Origin of the sequence: Pseudomonas sp. yb_5 (genome assembly GCF_043103865.1) — a bacterium.
Lineage (GTDB): Bacteria > Pseudomonadota > Gammaproteobacteria > Pseudomonadales > Pseudomonadaceae > Aquipseudomonas > Aquipseudomonas putida_Y.
Genome location: NZ_JBICKE010000120.1, coordinates 1 through 3,106, shown reverse-complemented (window position 1 = coordinate 3,106; position 3,106 = coordinate 1). Strand labels below are relative to the sequence as shown.

At 47.7% G+C, this 3,106-nt stretch carries 4 protein-coding genes and 1 pseudogene; all 5 read left to right on the top strand.

Translation table 11 applies throughout. The features are described 5' to 3' along the window. Nucleotides 1-994 (top strand): annotated as a pseudogene (locus ACF8GF_RS21565) (RHS repeat domain-containing protein); the annotation flags it as partial. A 116-nt stretch (nucleotides 995-1,110) separates the two neighbouring features. Beyond that, nucleotides 1,111-1,386: a hypothetical protein gene (locus tag ACF8GF_RS21560; protein ID WP_392488462.1), complete on the top strand. Its 276-nt coding sequence runs from the start codon at nucleotides 1,111-1,113 to the stop codon at nucleotides 1,384-1,386. After that, nucleotides 1,387-1,797, top strand: coding sequence for an immunity 22 family protein (locus tag ACF8GF_RS21555; protein ID WP_392488461.1), 411 nt, complete (start codon nucleotides 1,387-1,389; stop codon nucleotides 1,795-1,797). Between the two features lie 200 nt (nucleotides 1,798-1,997). Continuing rightward, nucleotides 1,998-2,162 (top strand): hypothetical protein, encoded by a 165-nt coding sequence (locus tag ACF8GF_RS21550; RefSeq protein ID WP_392488460.1) that lies wholly within the window; start codon nucleotides 1,998-2,000, stop codon nucleotides 2,160-2,162. A 12-nt stretch (nucleotides 2,163-2,174) separates the two neighbouring features. Then, nucleotides 2,175-2,855, top strand: a complete 681-nt coding sequence (locus ACF8GF_RS21545; RefSeq protein ID WP_392488459.1) for an SMI1/KNR4 family protein — start codon at nucleotides 2,175-2,177, stop codon at nucleotides 2,853-2,855. The last annotated feature ends 251 nt before the right edge of the window (nucleotides 2,856-3,106 follow it).

Genomic DNA, 3,106 nt, shown 5'->3' with positions numbered 1-3,106 from the left:
GCTTGGCTACGAGTACGACCCGCTCAGCAACTTGACCACGCTGACTTTGCCGGATGGGCGCAAGGTCAATCACCTGTATTACGGCAGTGGCCACCTGCACCAGCTGAACCTGGACGGCCAGGTCATCAGTGACATGGAGCGCGATGACCTGCACCGTGAGGTGTACCGCACCCAAGGCAAGCTCACCAGTTGCTTCGGTTATGACGCCATGGGGCGCAAGGCCTGGCAGTTTGCCTCGACCTTGCCGGCCGACAAGCTTTCGCAGGTGCATAACACTGGCATCAATACCTCGTTGCTGGTCGAGCACGCCTACAACCCGATCCACCGCCGTTACCAGTACGACCCGGCCGGTGAACTGGTGCGTACCCTCGACAAGCTACGCGGCGAGATCAAGTACGAGTACGAAGCCAACGGCCAGTTGCGCAGTCGCGATACCGGCTCGTTGATCGGCAGCGAGGAGTTCCGCTACGACCCGGCAGCCAACCGCCTGGACTTCAATGCGCGGCAGTTCGACAAGGTCAAGGACAACCGGATCAAACAGTGGCGGGATCAGGAGTATCGCTACGACCCGTGGGGCAATCTGGTCGAGAAGCGCTCGGGGCACAGCAAGCTGCAGCACTTCAGCTATGACTGCGAGAACCGGCTGGTGCGGGCGGAGACGGTTGAAGGGGAAGAGCAGAAGGTCTATTACTTCCATACGGATCAGATTGGCACGCCGTTGGAGCTGACGGTCAGTGACGGCAAGATCGTTTGGCAGGCGACGTATCGTTCTTGGGGGGAGATAGAGCAGCTAACGATCAATGGAGTAGAGCAGAACATATGATTCCAAGGTCAGTGTTTTGATTGCGAATCGAGCCTAAATTACAATACCTTTCGGTTTTACGATCCAGAAACTGGGCGATTTATCACCCAGGATCCAATAGATTTCAGAGGCGGTGCTAATTTATATGTTTATGTGCTGGCGCCGACTATGTGGGTTGACCCTTTGGGTTGGGTGCCTTGGGAGAAAAATAGTTTTGATAGCTGGTTCAATAGCGTCTCAGCTCAAGATATTGTTGATAATAAAAAATCTGTAGAAGCTGCCCTTCGGAGCCCGGGAGGAAGCATGAAATGTTTCCTGTTTCTATAGCGGCGAAGGCAAAAGAACTAGGTTTTACCGCTCAGGAGCTTAAGGAAATGACGGTGCCGACTAAAGATATTACTTTTGTGGGTGTAACAGACAAACATGGTAATCCTGTGCCGGACGGTCCGCACCATGGTAGTAGAGCGGGAAGGCTGTTCTATAATAATTTAATTAAAGATTTGAATGGCGCGCAAAGCAAAGCTCAAGCGCTTAGCGTGATCGATTCACATCACGGCAAGCACATGAAGCTAGGAGCATGCTAAATGGATTCTTATGGTATTGAGCGGTATGAAAAAGTTCATGTTTGGGTAGGTGCAAATTTCTCTTCGGAGGATGACTATCTGCAGTATTTTGAGTTGGACTATTCTGTGGATTTGGATGATCCAGCATACAAGGTTTGTGGGTTTTGCAGAGATATTGGTGTGAGATGGTACGACGAGGATTTCATAGGGATTATACCAAGGAAAGCGGAGGAGGTGAGTCTAGATGAAATCTTGATTGAGTCTGCGGTTGATTCTAGTTGTATTGAAGATTTAAAGGCGGAGTGTTTGAGGCTTGGTATTACTAAGGCTAATGCAATTTTTTGGTATTCCGATGGTGGTACGGATATTTCCAAGCCTCTAAAGTCGAATTATAATGGCTTGAAGTATGTGGGATTATATGAGGGTGAATGATAAGCTCGGCATAGGTCCCGAGGAGCCTGGGGTTGGCGTTCTGTGTCAGCTTTTTTAGTGTTCGGATCTGATTTCGGATGTGCGGTCATGTATTTTTAATTTAAAACCATATTGCAGGTGTTAGATGCTAAAGATTTGATCTTTAATAACTAATGGGTTGATTGCTAAACTACGAGCCGAACTTCCAAGGGTTGAGTGAAGTGGCAAACACTTCAAAAGGAGCAAAGTCTTTCACCGAGTGTGAGCTGTACAAGAAGGGGGATATTTCTGTTGATCCGGCGTTTCGTTCTGCCATGGTAGATAAAGGCGCTAAATTAGAGCCGGAATTACAGCAGTATGTCAATGGTTTGCTTTTGGGGTATTGAGGTGATATGAAGATGAATTGGTCTGATTCTTTAAGGCTACGTATTACAAGCGAGCTAAAGGGTTATGATGTGTATTTTTCAGCTGACGATGTTCCTCTTGAAGTCGACTTTCCCAAGCAGTGGCTTGGGTTTGGTTTTCTAGATAGTGAAAAAAGACATATTCCTGTGGAGTGGGCTGATTTTTCTGAGTTTTTGCCTTGGGTAAGCGCGTGGCTCGACAAATGCGTGTTAGGAACTGTTTTGGCAGTGAGTGATAGGCCGTATCTCATGTATGTATATGGCGAGGGTGGTGATTTGTATTTCTATATGGGCGGGGCTCCGCTAGGCGTTGAAGGGTCAGATCTCGATAGTTATCCCAGCCTTCCAGCGAGCTTCAGGCAGTTCTATTCAAGATTGCATAATGGCTTTGGGTTTTATATTGGTTGTACTATGGGGCCATCAAGGTTGGAAGATTTTGTTCCAATCAAGGATTTGTGCGATGAAGATTATCCGACGCTTCCTGATATGCTAGGAGTTTTTTCTAGCGGGGCTGGTGATTATTTGGCTTTGGGTGATGGCCCATTCAAAGGCGAGGCTTTTATCTGGTGGCATGAAAAGCCAGAAAATACCACAGAAGGAATCGATTTATGGAATGTTATGGACTCATGGATGTCAATTTTTTTGGAGAACTCTGACTCTAACGAGTACTGTTAGGTATAAATTTTTGCGAGAAGATTGAATACAGGCAGTAAATGCCGTAAGCCAGCGAGCCCAAGGGAAGTGGCTTTGCGCGAAACTTTCAGGCTAGGTGATGATTCGAAGACTATTTCTCGGCTAGCAGTTTCCAGTCGATTTCGTTTTCGCGACCTGATCGCCATAGGGCATGAGGGCGAGACGATGAATGAGGTTGGTATGTTCTCTAAAGGTGACTTATTGCAGTCCTTACGGAAACCTTCACCTACAAC

What these genes read in the sequence shown, in the direction of transcription:
- ACF8GF_RS21560 (WP_392488462.1), top strand. Translation starts at nt 1,111, where the DNA reads ATGTTTCCTGTTTCTATAGCGGCGAAGGCAAAAGAACTAGGTTTTACC.
- ACF8GF_RS21555 (WP_392488461.1), top strand. Translation starts at nt 1,387, where the DNA reads ATGGATTCTTATGGTATTGAGCGGTATGAAAAAGTTCATGTTTGGGTA.
- ACF8GF_RS21545 (WP_392488459.1), top strand. Translation starts at nt 2,175, where the DNA reads ATGAATTGGTCTGATTCTTTAAGGCTACGTATTACAAGCGAGCTAAAG.